The 15,916-nt window shown below is 66.0% G+C and carries 13 protein-coding genes; 2 read left to right on the forward strand and 11 right to left on the reverse strand.

What is annotated here, in order from left to right; translation table 11 throughout:
* Window positions 1–21 precede the first annotated feature (21 nt).
* The 9 genes from I6F12_RS09030 to I6F12_RS09070 all read right to left on the reverse strand — a co-directional run bounded on the left by I6F12_RS09030 (window position 22) and on the right by I6F12_RS09070 (window position 9,213).
* Complete coding sequence (locus tag I6F12_RS09030; protein ID WP_225113972.1) at window positions 22–1,137, reverse strand: histidine kinase dimerization/phosphoacceptor domain -containing protein; 1,116 nt, start codon at window positions 1,135–1,137, stop codon at window positions 22–24.
* On the reverse strand, window positions 1,134–1,574 hold the full coding sequence (locus I6F12_RS09035) for a response regulator (protein WP_036000093.1): 441 nt from the start codon (window positions 1,572–1,574) through the stop codon (window positions 1,134–1,136). Before I6F12_RS09035 ends, I6F12_RS09030 begins: the two co-directional genes overlap by 4 nt.
* The gene (locus I6F12_RS09040) at window positions 1,571–3,097 is read right to left on the reverse strand and encodes a CHASE3 domain-containing protein (RefSeq protein WP_225156006.1); all 1,527 of its coding nucleotides are present in this window, start codon (window positions 3,095–3,097) and stop codon (window positions 1,571–1,573) included. Before I6F12_RS09040 ends, I6F12_RS09035 begins: the two co-directional genes overlap by 4 nt.
* Before the next feature lie 106 nt (window positions 3,098–3,203).
* Window positions 3,204–4,562 carry an acetyl-CoA carboxylase biotin carboxylase subunit gene (gene accC / locus I6F12_RS09045; protein ID WP_036022882.1) on the reverse strand — a complete coding sequence of 453 codons (1,359 nt, stop codon included), beginning with the start codon at window positions 4,560–4,562 and terminating at the stop codon, window positions 3,204–3,206.
* Window positions 4,563–4,644: 82 nt separating this feature from the next.
* Window positions 4,645–5,133: an acetyl-CoA carboxylase biotin carboxyl carrier protein gene (gene accB / locus I6F12_RS09050; RefSeq protein ID WP_036000059.1), complete on the reverse strand. Its 489-nt coding sequence runs from the start codon at window positions 5,131–5,133 to the stop codon at window positions 4,645–4,647.
* A 35-nt stretch (window positions 5,134–5,168) separates the two neighbouring features.
* On the reverse strand, window positions 5,169–5,636 hold the full coding sequence (aroQ, locus tag I6F12_RS09055) for a type II 3-dehydroquinate dehydratase (protein ID WP_036022884.1): 468 nt from the start codon (window positions 5,634–5,636) through the stop codon (window positions 5,169–5,171).
* A gap of 226 nt (window positions 5,637–5,862) precedes the next feature.
* A complete protein-coding gene (locus tag I6F12_RS09060; protein ID WP_225156007.1) occupies window positions 5,863–6,738 on the reverse strand; it encodes a DUF1236 domain-containing protein in 876 nt (291 codons plus the stop codon).
* Between the two features lie 209 nt (window positions 6,739–6,947).
* Window positions 6,948–7,715, reverse strand: a complete 768-nt coding sequence (locus I6F12_RS09065) for a DsbA family protein (RefSeq protein WP_225156008.1) — start codon at window positions 7,713–7,715, stop codon at window positions 6,948–6,950.
* A 97-nt stretch (window positions 7,716–7,812) separates the two neighbouring features.
* Window positions 7,813–9,213 (reverse strand): M48 family metalloprotease, encoded by a 1,401-nt coding sequence (locus I6F12_RS09070; RefSeq protein ID WP_036022887.1) that lies wholly within the window; start codon window positions 9,211–9,213, stop codon window positions 7,813–7,815.
* 206 nt (window positions 9,214–9,419) lie between these two features.
* Between I6F12_RS09070 and I6F12_RS09075 the strand changes: the two genes are divergently transcribed.
* Window positions 9,420–10,607 carry an aminotransferase class I/II-fold pyridoxal phosphate-dependent enzyme gene (locus tag I6F12_RS09075; RefSeq protein WP_225156009.1) on the forward strand — a complete coding sequence of 396 codons (1,188 nt, stop codon included), beginning with the start codon at window positions 9,420–9,422 and terminating at the stop codon, window positions 10,605–10,607.
* Between the two features lie 92 nt (window positions 10,608–10,699).
* Window positions 10,700–11,257, forward strand: coding sequence for a biotin transporter BioY (locus I6F12_RS09080; protein ID WP_109143913.1), 558 nt, complete (start codon window positions 10,700–10,702; stop codon window positions 11,255–11,257).
* A gap of 10 nt (window positions 11,258–11,267) precedes the next feature.
* Here the strand turns inward: I6F12_RS09080 and I6F12_RS09085 are convergent, their stop codons facing one another.
* Entirely contained in the window at window positions 11,268–12,500 is a 1,233-nt protein-coding gene (locus I6F12_RS09085; RefSeq protein ID WP_225113976.1) for an FAD-binding oxidoreductase, read from the reverse strand.
* Between the two features lie 66 nt (window positions 12,501–12,566).
* Window positions 12,567–15,674 carry a ribonuclease E/G gene (locus tag I6F12_RS09090; RefSeq protein WP_225156010.1) on the reverse strand — a complete coding sequence of 1,036 codons (3,108 nt, stop codon included), beginning with the start codon at window positions 15,672–15,674 and terminating at the stop codon, window positions 12,567–12,569.
* Window positions 15,675–15,916 lie beyond the last annotated feature (242 nt).

Consider the following 15,916-nt stretch of genomic DNA (forward strand, 5'->3'; position numbering starts at 1 on the left):
CGATGGGTGCGGCCGGACCGCTCAGCTGGCGGCAGCGGTGCTGGTCTTGCCGACGCTTGCGGGCATGCGGCCGAACTTCAGCACAACCCGGGTTCCGGAATGCGCGGGATCGCGCTCGACCGCGGCGTCGAGCTTGGTGGCCATGGCCGCGACGATGCGCTGGCCCATGCCGGTGGAGCGCGGATCGGCCTTGGCGTTGTCGCCGACGCCGTCGTCGGTGATCGAGAGCAGGAGGTCATCGCCTTGCGAGATCAGCTCGACATGGATCGGGCCGGCGCCGTCGGGGTAGGCGTATTTCACCGCATTCATCACCAGCTCGTTGACGATGATGCCGACGGCGACCGCACGGTCCGGATCGATCTCGATCGGCTCGGCCTTCAGCGTCAGGCGCGACATGCGGTTGCCTTCGGCCGACCGCCTGAGATCCTCGAGCAGCGAGTCCAGATATTGATTGAGGACCACGCTCTTGAGGTCCTGCGAGGTGTAGAGGCGGCGGTGCACCTGCGCCACCGCGGCGACGCGGCCCATCGCGTTGGTCAGCGCCGCCTTGACCTCGTCCTGTGCGGCGGAGCTTGCCTGCAGGTGCAGCAGCGAGGCGATGATCTGGAGCGAGTTGCCGACGCGGTGGTTGACCTCGCGCAGCAGGAGCTCGCGTTCGGCGGCGAGCGCCGCGTAGCGGTCGCGCGAGGCGTGGATCTCGGCCTCGGCTTCCTCGCGCGCCCGTTGCAGCTCGGCCTGGCGCAGCGCGCCTTCGGCCGCGACGTGGAGGAGCGGGATGAAGTCGCCCTGGACGTCCTTGACCAGATAGTCGGCCGCTCCCGCCTTGAGCGCCGTCACCGCAATGCTGGAATCCTGCGAGGCGGTCACGAACACGACGGGCGGCGCGTCCGGGATCGCCATGATCTGCTCGAGCGTCTCGAGCCCGTCGAGGCCCGGCATGTACTGATCGAGCGCGACGACGTCGATGCCGCCTTCGGTGCTGTTCTGGGCGGCGGCGCGGCGGATGTGCTCGAGCCCTTCCTCGCCGCTCGCGGCATGGACGACCCGGAAGCCGCGCCGCGTCAGGCCGCGATCGACCAGGCGCGCCAGCGCCCCGTCGTCGTCAATGTAGAGCAGTGTCGGCGTGCGCTGGTTCATGTGGCGGCGGGCGGGACCTGGATGACCGAGAAGAACAGACCGAGCTGCCGGATGGCGTTGGCGAAATTCTCGTAGTTGACGGGCTTGGTGATGTAGACGTTGCAGCCGAGCTCGTAGCAGCGCTTGATCTCCTGGGAATCGTCGGTGGTGGTCAGCACCACCACGGGCGAGGCCTTCAGGTACTTGTTCTCCTTGATCTGCTTCAGGATGTCGATCCCGGTCATGTCGGGGAGGTTGAGGTCGAGCAGGATCAGGAGCGCGTTGCCCTTCTGCACCAGCCCGGAGCCGTCGGCGCCGAACAGGTGCCGCATGGCGTCGGTCCCGGTGGTGAAGGAGACGATCTCGTTGTTGACGCCCGAGCGGCGGATATTGCGCTCGATCAGACGGGCATGGCCCTCGTCGTCCTCGACCATGATGATGGTGACAGGCTGGGTCATCGATCTCTGTTCCGGTTGCTCACGTTCCAGGCGATCGGCAGCGTGATCGTGAAGGTGCTGCCCGTGTTGAGTTCCGATGATACCGACATGGTGCCGCCGAGGCGACGCACAAGTGCACGCACATGGGCAAGACCAATGCCCTGGCCGGGCTTGTCCTGGGTTCCCGCGCGGCGGAACAGGTCGAATATCCGCTGGTGGTCCTTGGGATCGATGCCGCGGCCGTTGTCGCTGACCTCGAAGATAGCGTAGCCGAGCTTGGTCCGCCCGCGGATTCTGATCTCGCCGGGCACGCCGGGCTTGAGATATTTGATGGCATTGTCGATCAGGTTGGAGAAAATTTGCTCGAGAGCGAGACGGTCGCTCACGAGGTCCGGCAGGGGCTCGACGTGAATCTCGGCCTGCGCCTCGGCGGCCTGGTGCGCCAGCGTCGTCACGATGGCCTCGATCAGCTCGCGCGTGTCGACCTTCACCGGCTGGAATTCGCGCCGGCCCTCGCGGGTGAGGTTGAGGATGGCCGAGATCAGCCGGTCCATCTTGGCGATCGACGATTTGATGAAGCCGAGCGCTTCGGAGAAATCCTCCTGCAGCTGCTTGTCGGCGCCTTCGAGCGCGATCTCGCCCGGCGCGGCGGGCGCGAGCGGCGCTCCTTCCGCAGGGGCGTGCGAGAGGCTGCCGATGCGGCGGAAGATGTCGCCGCCGAGCTCATCGAGCTCGCTCGTGAAGCCCATGATGTTAACGAGCGGCGAGCGCAGATCGTGGCTGACGATATAGGCAAAGCGCTGGATCTCGTCGTTGGCTTCGCGCAGATCCGCCGTGCGCTCGTCGACGACGGTCTCGAGGTTGGCGTAGGCCTCGCGCAGGCGCGCTTCGGCCGCATCGCGTTCGCGTGTCGAACGCCGCACCAGCCAGATCGAGATCAGCGCCAGCACCACAACCAGGCCGGATCCGATACCGGTCATCGAGGCGGCCAGGGTCTGGCTGCGGTCGGAGTTGGCCGTGCGGAGGCGGAACAGCCGCTCCTCCTCCCGCATCATCGTGTTGGCGACGCTGGCGATCCTCGCCGTGGCGTCCTGGGCTGCCAGCTCACGCACCAGTGCCGTGGCCTTGTCCGGCTGGCCTTGCCGAATGAAGGCCATTTCCTGCGCGAACTGGTTGAGCCGGGTTTCGATCGCCGCGCTCAGCTTCTCGACATTCTCGCGTTGCCCCGGATTGTCGACGCTCTGGCGGGTGAGCTTGTCGAGGGCCGGGATGATGGCGGCCACGGCCTTTTCATGGTCAGTCCTGAAGTTGTCTTCCCCGGTCAACAGGTAGCCACGAGCGCCGCTCTCTGCACGTCGGATCTCCAGCAGCAGGGCATTGATCTGGTTCTCCACCTCGATGGTGTGAACCACCCATTTGCTGTCCTCCCGCGCCTTGTTGACGAGATAGACGGAACCGGCGCTGATCACGGTCAGCACCAAAAGGCCCGCCGCGAACAGCAGGATCTGCCAGAATGCGCGCCGTCGCTGGCCTTCAGCCGTCACGACGGTTCACCTGTCTGCAGGCAATGGAGTTCAAAACGCCCCCTTGGAACTGGCCCCAACCGTCTAGAACGCGATTGGAGGCAAGGGGTTCCTTGAGAGGACGTGATTATCGCGGCGCTGGTTCCACCTTGCCGGCCAGGTACTGCTCCAGCCAGTGGATGTGGTAGTCGCCGTTGATGATGTCGGCTTCGCGCACCAGCGCGCGGAACAGCGGCAGCGTGGTCTCGATGCCCTCGACCACCATCTCATCCAAGGCGCGGCGCAGCCGCATCAGGCATTCGGCGCGGGTCTTGCCGTGCACGATCAGCTTGCCAACGAGGGAGTCGTAATAGGGCGGGATCGTGTAGCCCTGGTAGACGGCGGAATCGATCCGCACCCCGAGGCCGCCGGGCGGATGATATTGCAGGATCCGGCCGGGCGAGGGGCGGAAGGTCTGCGGATTCTCAGCGTTGATGCGGCACTCGATCGCATGGCCGATGACCTGGACCTCGTCCTGCCTGGCCGGCAGGTCGCCGCCGGCGGCGATGCGGATCTGCTCCAGCACGAGGTCGATGTCGGTGATGCTCTCGGTGACGGGATGCTCCACCTGGATGCGGGTGTTCATCTCGATGAAGTAGAACTCGCCGTCCTCGAACAGGAATTCGATGGTGCCGACACCGAGATATTTCATCTCGCGCATCGCTTTCGCGCAGGTCTCGCCGATCTTGGCGCGCGCGGCGGCAGCAAGCACGGGCGAGGGGCCTTCCTCCCAGACCTTCTGGTGGCGGCGCTGCAGCGAGCAGTCGCGCTCGCCGAGATGGATCGCGCCGCCGCGGCCGTCGCCGAGGATTTGGATCTCGATGTGGCGCGGCTTCTGCAGGTATTTTTCCAGATAGACGGAAGCATCGCCAAAGGCGGATTTGGCCTCGTTGGCCGCCGTCGATAAGGCGACCTGGAGGTCGGCCTCGCTGTGCGCGACTTTCATGCCGCGGCCGCCGCCGCCCGCCGCCGCCTTCACCAGCACGGGGAAGCCGATCTTCCTGGCGATCGCCATCGCATCGTCGTCGGGACCGACGGCGCCGTCCGAGCCGGGCACCACGGGGATGCCGAGGCGCTTGGCGGTCTTCTTGGCCTCGATCTTGTCGCCCATCAGGCGGATGTGCTCGGCCTTCGGACCGATGAAGTGCAGATTGTGCTCGGCGAGGATTTCCGCAAAGCGCGCGTTCTCGGAGAGGAAGCCGTAACCGGGATGCACGGCATCGGCGCCGGTGATCTCGCAGGCCGCGAGCAGGGCGGGCACGTTGAGATAGCTGTCCTTGGACGCCGGCGGCCCGATGCAGACGCTCTCGTCCGACAGCCGCACATGCATGGCATCGGCGTCGGCGGTGGAGTGCACGGCGACGGTGGCGATCCCGAGCTCCTTGCAGGCCCTGAGGATGCGAAGGGCGATCTCGCCGCGGTTGGCTATGAGGATCTTGTCGAACATGTTGTCCTGCAGCGAATGGCGAGTGGCGAATGGCGAGTAGGGAAGGCTGACGCCATTCGCTATTCGCTATTCCCCATTCGCGTCACTCAATGATCACCAGCGGCTCGCCGTACTCGACCGGCTGGCCATCCTCGACCAGGATCTGCGTCACCGTGCCCGCGCGCGGCGAGGGGATCTGGTTCATCGTCTTCATGGCTTCGATGATCAGCAGGGTCTGGCCGACCGAGACCTTGGTGCCGACGTCGATGAACGGCTTTGCGCCCGGCTCCGGCGCCCAATAGGCCGTGCCGACCATCGGCGAGGTCACGGCGCCGGGATGCTTCGACAGATCGGCCGCGGCAGGGGCTGCGGGGCTTGCTGCCAGCGGCAGGGCGGCCGGAGGAGCCGTCACTTGCATCGGCATGGTCGCGGCAACGCTGATGTTGCGGGCGACGCGCAGGCGCAGACCCGCCCGCTCGATCTCGATCTCGGTGAGGCTGGTCTCATCGAGCAGAAGTGCCAGCTCGCGGACGAGCGCGGAATCCTCGCTGGAAAACTTTGCGGCTGCTTTGTCGTCTGGCTGGCGCGCCATGTTGTTTGATCCGAATGTTCTGTTGAAAGGGAGCGTCAGGCGTTGGGCTTGATGCCGAGCTTGGCGGCAAGGCCCTGGATGGCGAGGCGGTAGCCCTCGATGCCGAAACCGCAGAGCGAGGCGAAAGCCGCGCGCGCGGTGTAGGAATGGTGACGAAAACTCTCACGGGCGTGGATGTTGGTCACGTGCACCTCGACCGTCGGAATCTGCACCGCGAGCAGCGCATCGTGCAGTGCGATCGAGGTGTGGGAATAGCCGCCGGCATTGATGATGATGCCCTTCATCTTGCGCGCATGCGCCTCGTGGATGAAATCGATCAACTCGCCTTCGCGGTTGGATTGCCGGCAGTCCGCCTTCAGGCCGAACGTCGCGGCCGTGTCCCGGCACAGCGCCTCGACGTCGGCCAGCGTCGCATGGCCATACTTGTCCGGCTCGCGGGTCCCCAGCATGTTGAGGTTCGGCCCGTTCAGGACGAGGATCGTGTCGGTTGCAGGTTCGGCCATTCCAATCCCGGAAGAGGTGCTTCGGCGTGGCGGGGGTTATAGGTAACAAAGCGCGTGAGGGGAAGCCTTGAAGGGCCTTGAGGTTGGGTTCAAGCACCTCATCCAGTGCGCAAAAACCTGTGCGGAAACCACGGAAATTGCTTGTTAACCAGTCCGAAGCATGGCTGCCGGGCGCATGCAAAGGGGCGGGCATCGCTGCCCGCCCCTGAGATTGCCCGTGTCCGCCTTAGACGTTCAGCACAGCCACGATCTCGTAGGTGTCCGGATCGATGATGACGATCTCTTCCCGGACCAGGACATACTTGTAGCTCCGCCATTCCGGATAGATCGACACGACCCGCGACGGCAGGGCGTGAAGGGTGATGCCCTCCCGCGGAATGCGGGTGCCGACCGAGATCGAGAAGTTCACGTTGGTCACCGGGGCGACGCGCTGCTCGCGGATCACGGACGTGATCTGCGTGCGCTGCTCAGTCGAAAGCTTGGCAGCGGCGCCGGCCTGGCCGACCGTGGTCGAGCTCTGGCCCTGAACGTTCTGGGTCGAACTGGTGCCAGTCTGGCCCTGCGCGTTCTGGTTCGTGCTGGTGCCGGTCTGGCCCTGAGCATTCTGGTTGGTGCTCGTGCCGGTGCCCTTCTGGGTCTCGGTGGTCGAGGTGCCGCTCTTGCTGCCCTCAGCCTTCATGTCCTTCTGGTCCTTAGCACCGGACTTGCTGGTGTCCTGGCTCATGCTCTTGGACTTGTCCTGCTGGGACTTGTCCATCTGGCCCTGCGCGCGATCATCGGTGCGCTGGCCCTTGGTGGTACCAGACTTGTCCTCGGCCGCGTTCTTGTTCATCGCGCCGCCCGAGGGGCGCTCGTCCTTCATCGCGCCGGACTTGTCTTCGGACTTCATCGTCCCGGAGCCGCCGGCCTGGCCAACGGTCCCCTTGTCCTGGCTCATCGAGCCACCGCGCTCAGCCGCGCCGCCGGAAGGCTGCGAATGCTGCATCTGCGCGCCACCGGCGCCGCCGCCGCTGTCGCGGCCCATATTGCCCTGCGCGTTCGCGAGGCCAGTGCCCGCGACGAGCGCGACTGCGGCAACCGAAATCATAAAGCGGTTCAACATCGAAATTCTCCTCACGTGTTCATTCGCGTCATTGCCCGCGCCGACAACGAAAGGGGATTTGAGTTGTTCCGGAACTTCGACTGTTCCGCGGCTTTTGTTTGTTGAACGCCAGATGAATGACTTTGCACGAAGGCGCCAACGTTCAGCGCAAGAAAAAAGGCCGGCATGTCTGCCGGCCTTTTTGTGTTCTCGCTATCGTAAAACTGTGATCAGCAAGTCGCCTTGCCGCAACGGGCAATGCCGATCTTCTCCTTCAGGCTTTCAACACCGACGGCACCGATCACGATCTGCTTGCCGATCACGTAGCTCGGCGTACCGTTCATGCCCATCGCTTCGGCGAGCTTGAAATTCTCCTCGAGGGTGGCGCGCACCTCGGGGCTGGCGATGTCCTTCTCGATGCGAGCCGTGTCGAGACCGGCTTCCTTGGCGGCTTGCATCGCGCGGGCCTTGTCGGCGGCGCCGCGGCCGCTGAGCAGCTTCTGATGGAAGTCGAGATATTTCTTGCCGGAGGGATCCTGCATGCGCACGGCGACCCCGACCTGCGCCGCTTCCACCGAGCCCTGGCTCAGCACCGGAAATTCCTTCAGCACCACCTTCAGCTTCGGATCGCCCTTCATGATGGTCAGCATGTCGTCCATCGCGCGCTTGCAATAGCCGCAATTGTAGTCGAAGAATTCGACGAAGGTGACGTCGCCGTCCCTGTTGCCGAGCACGACCTGGCGCGTCGAGTTGAAGATCGCCTCGGCGTTCTGCGCGATGCTGGCTTGGTGCTTCTGCGTTTCGGCCGCGGCCTGGCGCTTGCTGAGCTCGGCCATGGCCTCCTCGAGCACCTCGGGATGGCTGACGAGATAGTTCTTGATGATCTTCTCGATCTCGGTGCGCTGGCTGTCGGAGAAACTGTCGGCCGAGGCGGGCACGGCTGCGCCGAACATGGCGAGCGCGAACAAGGCAGGAGCGAACAGGCGCAGCGAAGGCATAGTCAAATCCTCTTATCCAAAGCAGGTTTCGAGAAACGTCCCGGCGGATTCAAGCCCGGTGTCGTGACGTCGTGGTCGGGCGTCGTTCGAGTTTGCGTCAGTTGCGCGGCGGCTTCGCCGCCACGATGTCGTCGGCCTTGACCCATCCGGGGGTGCCGACGGCGAAACGTGTTTTCGCGCGCGTGGCAAGCTCGCGGGCGGTTTTGTTGTCGCCGCGCAAATATGCGGCCTGGGCCGAGGCGAGATCTGCCTCCGCATAATCTCCCTTCCGGCCATAGGCCATCGCGAGCTGGGTATAACCGAGCGCCGCCTCGGGCTCCCGGGCCACCGCGGCGCGGAGAATCCGAACGGCATCGTCGGTGTAGGCCTTATTATCGGTTCCGACCAGAGCCTGCCCAAGTAACATCTCGATGAGGGGGGCGTTGTTCGAGAGGGCGACGGCCTTACGCAAGGGAGCGATCGCTTCGGCCGCCTTGCCGCTTTCCAGGAGCGCCTGGCCGCGCACCTCGTAGAAATACGGGTTGTTCGGCTGCACCTGGATCAGCGCGTCGATCTGGGCGAGCGCGCTGCGCAGATCACCGTGCAGATAGGTGCTGATGGCGCGGGCATAGCGCGCCGGCAGGCTGTCGTTGGTCTGGGGATAGCGGCGGTACACCGTCTCCGGCCGCTCCATAAAGGCGGAGATTTTGGCGCGGACCATGTCATGCCGAAGCTGGAGCGCGGGATCGTCCTTCTTGTTCCAGTAGGGGCTGGAGCTTGCGAACTCCTGTAGTGCGGCGACGCGCTCGGCCGGCATCGGATGCGACTGCAGATAGGGATCGGCGCCGCGCGCGGCGAACAGGCTCTCGCTGGTGAAGCGCTTGAACGTCTCGTACATGCCCTTGGGCGATTGCTGGGTCGCAGCCAGGAATTTCACGCCGGCGCGGTCGGCATTCTCCTCCTGCTGGCGCTGGTAGGACAGCAGCGTGCGGCGGATCACCTCCTGCGGAGCGGCGATGGCGGCCGCGCCAGCATTGGCGAGCCCGTTGTTGCCTACGCTGCTGCGCTGCGTGCTGCCGGCCGCAATCGCGCCGGCGCCGAGCAGCATCGCGATGATCATCTGGGTCTGGGCGGCGGCGAGCTGCTCGCGCAGCTTGGACAGATGGCCGCCCGCCAGGTGTCCGGTCTCGTGCGCGAGCACGCCGATGATCTGGTTCGGCGTCTCCGATTGCAGGATCGCGCCCCAATTGACGAAGATGCGGCGGCCATCCGCGACGAAGGCGTTGAACGAGCCGTCGTTGATGATCACCATCTGGATGTTGTGCTTCTCCAGACCCGCAACGCGCAGGATCGGACGCGTGTATTCGCGCAGCAGCTGCTCGGTCTCGGTGTCGCGCAGGACCGGCGGCCCCTTGGCCTGCGCGCGCGCGGCCGAGAACGGCGTCAGCGCGATCGCCGTGGCCGTGACGAGGGCGGTGAGGGCGGAGGCCTTCTTGCGCAATGCGATCTGGAGCGACATCAAGCGGTCTTGGTCAAAAGGGGCTCGGTCAAGTGGTCTTGGTCAAGCAGTTCAGTGATTGGTTTTGGCGATTGGCGGCGGACCGGATACGCGATATGCCCTTGTGAGCGGTGCCCTTATGGAGCCGTACAATGCGGCCAGTCTGGGGCACAAGCGCCCCGTTTACGGACCGGACGGACCGGTTCACCAGCCAATAGCAGAAATCGATGCACGACGCGACATTGAGGAACCGGTTGGGGCAATGGCTCGAGCCCTCCCGCCGCAGCGATGTTCCCCCGTTCATGGTGATGGACGTCATGGCCGCGGCGGCCCGAATCGAGGCCGCCGGCGGTCATGTGATCCACATGGAGGTCGGCCAGCCCGCGGCCGGCGCGCCCAGGACCGCGATCGCGGCCGCCCATGCGGCGCTCGAGGCCGGACGAATCGACTATACGTCCGCGCTCGGCATCCCTTCCTTGCGCGCGCGCATCGCGCGCCATTATCGCGACACCTATGGCTGCGATGTCAGCCCCGAGCGGATCGTGGTGACGACGGGCTCATCGGGCGGCTTCATCTTGGCGTTCCTGTCGATGTTCGAACCTGGCGATCGCGTCGCCGTGACGGTGCCGGGCTATCCGCCGTATCGACACATCCTGACCGCGCTCGGCTGCGAGCCGGTGCTGATCGAGACCACGAACGAAACACGTCACGCGCTGACCGGCGAGGCCCTGCTCGCAGCGCATCGCAAGGCGCCGCTGAAGGGTGTTCTGGTTGGCAGCCCCGCCAATCCGACGGGCACGATGATGTCCCGTGAAGCGCTCGCCGGCCTGATCGCGGCCGCTGAAGATGCCGGCATCCGCTTCATCTCCGATGAGATCTATCACGGGCTCGATTACGCGTTTCCGGCCGTGACTGCGGCCGCGCTGTCCGAGCACGCGCTCGTGATCAATTCGTTCTCGAAGTATTTTTGTATGACCGGTTGGCGCGTCGGCTGGATGGTGGTGCCCGAGATCTTTGTGCGGCCGATCGAGCGGCTGCAGCAGAACCTCTCGATCTCGGTGCCGGCGCTGTCGCAGATCGCGGCGGAGGCCGCCTTCGACGGCGCGGCCGAGATGGAGGAGATCAAGCACGGCTACCAGGAAAACCGGCGCGTCCTGATCGATGGTTTGCCCAAGGCGGGACTGACGAAATTCCTGCCGGCCGACGGCGCCTTCTATCTCTATGCAGACGTCTCGGACTTCACCGCCGACAGTTTCGAATTCGCAAAGCAGATGCTGGAGCAGGCGCGCGTGGCGGCAACGCCCGGCCTTGATTTCGATCCCATCCATGGCCGCTCGTTCATTCGTTTCTCCTATGCGCGCTCGCCAGGGGAGATGCGTGAGGCAGTTGACCGGATTGCTGAGTGGCTTAAATAACTGCGCCAGTTTTCTTCAGCCTTCCGGAGTTCAGCTTGTCAGACCGTTCCGTCCCGTCCGCCGCTGCGCCACATTCCTCTCTCGCCGCTTTGATGTGGCCGACCCGGCCAGGCGAATCCGTCGGCGCGCTGCGTGCCGTCGTGCTGGTCGCGCTCGGCACGGCGTTGATGGCGCTGTCGGCCAAGGTGAATCTGCCGCTGCCTTACGTGCCCATGACGTTGCAGACGTTGGTGGTGCTGATGATCGGCGCCGCCTATGGCTGGCGCCTCGGCAGCGCGACCATGATCGCTTACCTCGCCGAGGGCGCGATCGGGCTGCCGGTGTTCGCGGGCCCCGTGGGCGGGATCGCGCCGCTGGTCGGCCCGACCGCGGGCTATCTGTTCGGTTTCGTGCTGGCTGCTTTCGCGACCGGTTGGCTCGCCGAGCGCGGCTGGGATCGCAGCGTCGTGCTGCTGTTTGCGGCGATGGCTGTTGGCCACATCGTCATTCTCGCGACCGGATTCGGCTGGCTGGCATTCGGCCTTGGTCTCGGCGCCGCCAAGGCCTGGCAGGTCGGCATCGTGCCTTTCATCGCGGCCTCGCTGGTCAAGAATGCGCTCGGCGCGACCCTGATGCCGGCGGCGCGCCGGATTGTCGAGCGTCGCGGATAGGATGCGCTCGCTAAAATCGCTCGGGCCGGTACGGCGTGGGATCGACCGCGGGCGTTTCGCCGCTCATCATTTCCGCGAGCAGGCGCCCGGTCGCAGGGCCCAGCGTAAAACCCTGGTGGCCGTGGCCGAAATTCATCCACAGGCCGGGGTGGCGCGGGGCTGGGCCGAGCACCGGGAGCATATCGGGCGTGCAGGGCCTGGTGCCGAACCACGGATCCGGCTCGACCCGTTTGCCGAGGTCGATCAGCTCGCGCGCCGAGGCTTCGGCGCTGGCGAGCTGCACCGGGGTTGCGAGCGCGTCCGCGCCCGTCAATTCCGCGCCGGTGGTGATGCGGATGCCCTTGGCCATCGGCCCCATGGCGTAGCCACGGGCCTTGTCGACCAGCGGCAGGTCGAGCGAAGCGCCGCCGCTGTAATGCATGTGGTAGCCGCGCTTGCGCACCAGCGGGATGCGATAGCCGAACTTGTACAATAAATCAGGCGACCACGGCCCGAGCGTCACGACGGCGTGGGCAGCGTCGATGCGGCCCTGGTCGGTGTCCACCGACCAGCCGGTCGCGGTCTGTCGCAGCGACTGCGCATCACCGAGCACGATCCTGCCGCCGAGCCGCGCGAACAGCTCGGCATAGGCCGTGACCAGCGCGCCGGGATCGGACACGGTCCAGGTGTCGAGCCAGTGGATCGCTCCCGGGAGATCATCGCGCAGGATCGGCTCGGCCCTGGCAAGCTCGCTGCCCGACAGCACGCGGTAGTTCACGCCGAATTCGCGCTGATCTTCCTCGGCAGCCTTGACCGAGAGATCCAACGAAGCGGCATCGCGAAACAGCGCTCGGTAGCCGGCGCGGCGGATGAGATTGTCGGCATGCGCCTCGCGGATCAGGATGTCGTGCTCGGCCGTTGCGTAGGCGATCAGCCGTGCCCAGGCCTCGATCGCCTCGCGATGCCGCCTCGGCGCCGAATGCCACCAATAGCGGAGCAGGGGCTCGATGTGGAGATGCAGCGAGGAGAGGCTGTAGCGCACGTCGTTGGTGCGGCCGGTCGCGATCTTCAAAAGCGAAGCGAGGTCGCGCGGCATCGGATAGGGGCGTACCGCTTCGGCCTGGATCATCCCCGCGTTGCCGTAGCTGGTCTCGCGGCCCGGCTCCCTGCGATCGATCAGCGTCACCCACCAGCCGCGCCGCTGCAGATGCAGCGCGGCGCCGACGCCCACCATGCCGCCGCCGAGAATGATCGCGCTTTGCATCGCAACTGACCTCATCAAATCAAAACCGCCCGGTTGGGCCGGGCGGTTTCAATTCCATTTGTCCCTTTACTCGCCGCCGCCGAAACGGCGTGACCACCAGCCGGCACGACGTGGGGCGGCCGGGGTTTCGCTTGCCGCCTCCGGCGCGGGCTCAGGTGCCGGCGCGGGTGCAGCAACCGGCTCGGTCGCCTCCGCCGCCGGCGTTGCGGGCTCCGCCTGGCTGTTCGCCAGGAAGCTCACCTTTTCGCGCACGGTGGAGCGGCGCCGCGCGGCCCTGTCGCCGGCTGACTCGTCGTCCGGCGTTGCGGTCGTCGCGGCGGGAGCGGGCTCCGGCTGGGCCGGCGGCTCGGTTCGGATCTCGGCGTGCGGCTCAGGCTCCGCAACTTGCGGCTCGCCGGTCGGCTCGGCCTGCGCGATCGAAGGCGAAGCCTGGCTGCCGAGGCCGTCGAAATCGGCCACTGCATCGGCAGCTTCCGGCGGCGGGTTGGTGCCGAGCTCGTCGCTGATGGAGCCGGCAAGACCTTCCTCGCCGCCACCGCGACGGCGGCGACCGCCGCGGCGGCCACGCCGGCGCCGGCGATCACCGCTGCCCTGCTGTTCGCCACGGGCGGCCTGTTCCTCGCCTTCCTCACCGTCCTGCTCGGACTCGGTCTCCTCCTCGCTTTCGCCGGCGATCATCGCGGGCTCAGGCACGGTCGGCGCCGTATCCTCGCGCAACTCTCCTTCGCGCTGGCCGCCGCGGCCGCGCCGGCGGCGCCGGCGCTTGCGGCGCTGGCCGTCCTGCTCCGAGGCTGCCTCGCCGCCAGCCTGCTCGTCGGCAAGGCCTTCGGTCTCGTCGGTTTCGACCTCGGATTCCGTCTCCAGGTCGAAGACGTCCTCGTCGTCATAGGCCTCTTCGGCCGGTGGCGGCGGGCTCGCAGCGGCTTGCGCAACGAGCAGCGCCTTGGCGGCTTCGAGCGTATGCACCTGCTCGCCGCGGTCGATCACATAGGCCTGCGGACCGCTGACGCCGGGATCGGCGATCACCGACAGCGTGACCTTGAAGCCGTTCTCGAGATCGCGCAGATGGCCGCGCTTGTGGTTCAGCACATAGAGCGCGACGTCGGTGCGGGTGCGGACCACGAGATTGTGGGTGGCGCCCTTCATCAGGATCTCTTCGAGGCCGCGCAGGAGCTGCAGCGCCACCGAGGACACCGAGCGGACGTGGCCGGTGCCGCCGCAATGCGGGCACGGATCGGTCGAGGATTCCAGCACGCTGGCGCGGATGCGCTGGCGCGACATCTCGAGCAGGCCGAAATGCGAGATGCGGCCGACCTGGATGCGCGCGCGATCCTGCCTGAGGCAATCGGACAGCTTGCGCTCGACCGCGCGGTTGTTGCGCTTCTCGTCCATGTCGATGAAATCGATGACGATCAGGCCGGCGAGGTCGCGTAGGCGGAGCTGGCGGGCGACCTCTTCAGCCGCTTCCATGTTGGTCTTGAGCGCGGTGTCCTCGATATGGTGCTCGCGCGTCGATCGTCCCGAGTTGACATCGATCGAGACCAGCGCCTCGGTCTGGTTGATGACGATGTAGCCGCCGGAGCGCAGCTGCACGGTCGGCGAGAACATCGCATCGAGCTGGCTCTCGACGCCCATGCGCGAGAACAGCGGCTGGCCGTCGCGATATTGCTTCACCGCGCCAACATTGGCGGGCATCAGCATCTTCATGAAGTCGCGGGCCTCGCGGTGGCCGGCTTCGCCGGCGACCAGGATCTCGTCGATCTCCTTGTTGTAGAGGTCGCGCAGCGAGCGCTTGATCAGCGAGCCTTCCTCGTAGACGAGGGTCGGGGCCTGCGATTTCAGCGTGAGGTCGCGCACCGTCTCCCACATCCGGATCAGATATTCGAAGTCGCGCTTGATCTCGGGCTTGGTCCGGGCGGCGCCCGCGGTACGCAGGATGATGCCCATGCCCTCGGGCACGTCGAGGTCCTGCACCACTTCCTTCAGGCGCGAGCGGTCCTGCGCGCTGGTGATCTTGCGGCTAATGCCGCCGCCGCGTGCGGTGTTCGGCATCAGGACGGCGTAGCGGCCGGCGAGCGAGAGGTAGGTCGTCAGCGCCGCGCCCTTGTTGCCGCGCTCTTCCTTGACGACCTGAACCAGCATCACCTGGCGGCGCTTGATGACTTCCTGGATCTTGTACTGGCGGCGCGGGCGGAAGGTGCGCTCCGGCACTTCCTCGAGCACGTCGTCGCCGCCGACGGATTCGACGACTTCCTCTTCGGCATCCTCGCCGTCCTCGTCCTCGTCGTCCTCCTCGGCTGCTTCCCCGGCGTCCGCATGCGGGGCTTCCGTGCTTTCGCCGGCGGTGTAGATGGCCTCGGCCGGCTCGGCGGCCGATGTCACGGCTTCGGCCAGAGGCTCCGCCTGCGCTTCCGCGGCATGAGCTTCTGGAGCGGGAACGTCGAAGGTTGACGCCGGCTGCGGCTCGGCAGCGGTTTCGACCGCGGGCTCGGCGCCGACCGCCGCGACAGGCGCGGGCGTCTCGTCGGCGTGATCATGATCGTGATGATCGCGTTCGTCCTCGCGGCCGTGGGCATCATCGTGAGCGTGATCGTGCTCGTCATCGCGGGCATGACGATGTTCGTCATGATCATGGTCACCATGATCGGGATCGTGGCCTTCGTGCTCGCCATGATGCTCCGTATCGGCGTGCGGATGCTCGCCCTCGGCATGCTCGGGCAGCGCGGCGCCTTCGACCGGCTGAGCGGCGGGATCGGCGCCGGCTTCGAGACCTTCGACGATGTCGCTGCGCACGCGCTCGCCATGACCGCGGCGGCGGGCGTTGCGGTGCCGCGAGCGGCGACGGCCGTGCGAGCGGTTCTCGCTTTCTTCCTCGGCCTCGCGATGGGCCTGTTCCTCGGCCTCGATCAGCGCCTGCCGGTCGGCGACCGGGATCTGGTAATAGTCGGGATGGATTTCGCTGAAGGCGAGAAAGCCGTGGCGATTGCCGCCATATTCGACGAAAGCAGCCTGGAGCGAGGGTTCGACCCTTGTGACCTTGGCGAGGTAGATATTCCCGCGCAGTTGCTTGCGTTGCGCGGTCTCGAAATCAAACTCTTCGACACGATTGCCGCGGACCACGACGACCCGGGTCTCCTCCGGGTGGGTGGCATCGATCAACATCTTGTTGGGCATGTCTTAACTCTTGGCGGCGGCGGACGCGATAAGCCGTGGGCGCGTATCGCGCCGGCGGGTGACGCGACGGTCCACCTGATTCGGGGGTGAGGGGAAGGCCGAAACGCCGTCTCTCGCGCCTTGCCGAACCGGAAGCTTCAGGACCATTGCGACGCACGGGATTGTCACTCCGCAGCGTCGCGAATGCTCCTTCAGATTTCGTCGGCACAGTCTGGCGCATCAAGCGTCGGCCCGTATGAAAC

Origin of the sequence: Bradyrhizobium sp. IC4059 (assembly GCF_020193615.1) — a bacterium.
Taxonomy (GTDB): Bacteria; Pseudomonadota; Alphaproteobacteria; order Rhizobiales; family Xanthobacteraceae; genus Bradyrhizobium; species Bradyrhizobium yuanmingense.

Coding starts and splice junctions, on each gene's coding strand:
- I6F12_RS09080 (WP_109143913.1), top strand. CDS start 10,700: ATGTGGCCGACCCGGCCAGGCGAATCCGTCGGCGCGCTGCGTGCCGTC.
- I6F12_RS09090 (WP_225156010.1), bottom strand. CDS start 15,674: ATGCCCAACAAGATGTTGATCGATGCCACCCACCCGGAGGAGACCCGG.
- accC (WP_036022882.1), bottom strand. CDS start 4,562: ATGTTCGACAAGATCCTCATAGCCAACCGCGGCGAGATCGCCCTTCGC.
- aroQ (WP_036022884.1), bottom strand. CDS start 5,636: ATGGCCGAACCTGCAACCGACACGATCCTCGTCCTGAACGGGCCGAAC.
- I6F12_RS09035 (WP_036000093.1), bottom strand. CDS start 1,574: ATGACCCAGCCTGTCACCATCATCATGGTCGAGGACGACGAGGGCCAT.
- I6F12_RS09030 (WP_225113972.1), bottom strand. CDS start 1,137: ATGAACCAGCGCACGCCGACACTGCTCTACATTGACGACGACGGGGCG.
- I6F12_RS09060 (WP_225156007.1), bottom strand. CDS start 6,738: ATGTTGAACCGCTTTATGATTTCGGTTGCCGCAGTCGCGCTCGTCGCG.
- I6F12_RS09085 (WP_225113976.1), bottom strand. CDS start 12,500: ATGCAAAGCGCGATCATTCTCGGCGGCGGCATGGTGGGCGTCGGCGCC.
- accB (WP_036000059.1), bottom strand. CDS start 5,133: ATGGCGCGCCAGCCAGACGACAAAGCAGCCGCAAAGTTTTCCAGCGAG.
- I6F12_RS09075 (WP_225156009.1), top strand. CDS start 9,420: ATGCACGACGCGACATTGAGGAACCGGTTGGGGCAATGGCTCGAGCCC.
- I6F12_RS09065 (WP_225156008.1), bottom strand. CDS start 7,715: ATGCCTTCGCTGCGCCTGTTCGCTCCTGCCTTGTTCGCGCTCGCCATG.
- I6F12_RS09070 (WP_036022887.1), bottom strand. CDS start 9,213: ATGTCGCTCCAGATCGCATTGCGCAAGAAGGCCTCCGCCCTCACCGCC.